1 protein-coding gene is annotated in these 1,020 nt (G+C 74.9%); it reads right to left on the reverse strand.

The window, feature by feature from the left end; translation table 11 throughout:
* Window positions 1-1,020, reverse strand: a 1,020-nt coding sequence (locus WDV06_RS36960; protein ID WP_395514173.1) for a ketoacyl-synthetase C-terminal extension domain-containing protein, incomplete at both ends; no start/stop codon positions are given.

A 1,020-nucleotide genomic window follows, 5' to 3' on the forward strand; every position in this document is an offset into this window, starting at 1 on the left:
CTCGGCGAACACCGGGAACGCGGCATGCAGTTCACGCCCCATCCCCAGCCGCTGACTGCCCTGCCCCGAGAACAGGAACCCGGTGCGGCTGCCGCCGACGGGCGTGCCCTGCGTCGTCTCCGTCCTCAGGACCGCAGTGGGCGACGGGCGTTCCGCCGCGAGGTCCGCCAGCCCGCCGAGCAGCTCCTCGCGGGTCGTGCCGGTGACGGCGGACCGCACTTCCAGGGCGGCCTTCGGGGCCAGGGAGAGGGCCACGTCGAGGGGGTGGAGGCCGGGGTGGGCGGTGAGGTGGGCGAGGAGGCGTTCGGCCTGTGCGCGCAGCGCCGCCGGGTCCTTGGCCGACAGCGGCCAGACGACGGTCGTGCCGGGGGCCGGTACGGCCCGGGCCGGGTCCTCCTGTGGTGCGGGCTGTTCGATGACGACATGGGCGTTGGTACCGCTGACTCCGAAGGAGGAGACGCCCGCCCGGCGCGGACGGCCTCCCTGCTCCGCCCATTCCCGCGCCTCGGTCAGCAGCCGCACCTCCCCCGCCGACCAGTCGACGTGGGGCGAGGGCTCGTCGGCGTGGAGGGTCCTGGGAAGGACCCCGTGGTGCATCGCCATCACCATCTTGATCACGCCCGCGACACCGGCCGCGGCCTGCGTGTGCCCGATGTTCGACTTGAGGGAGCCCAGCCACAGCGGCCGGTCCGCCTCCCGTTCCTGCCCGTAGGTGGCCAGGAGCGCCTGCGCCTCGATCGGGTCGCCCAGCCGGGTGCCCGTGCCGTGGGCCTCCACCGCGTCGACGTCCGCCGCCGCGAGTCCGGCCTGCGCCAGCGCCTGGCGGATCACCCGCTGCTGCGCGGGCCCGTTGGGGGCGGTCAACCCGTTGGACGCACCGTCCTGGTTGATCGCGGATCCGCGTACGACGGCCAGCACCCGGTGGCCGTTGCGCCGGGCGTCGGAGAGCCGCTCGACGAGGAGCATGCCCGCCCCTTCGGCCCAGCCGGTGCCGTCGGCGTCGGCCGAGAAGGCCTTGCA

Source organism: Streptomyces racemochromogenes (assembly GCF_044129415.1).
Taxonomy (GTDB): Bacteria; Actinomycetota; Actinomycetes; order Streptomycetales; family Streptomycetaceae; genus Streptomyces; species Streptomyces racemochromogenes_A.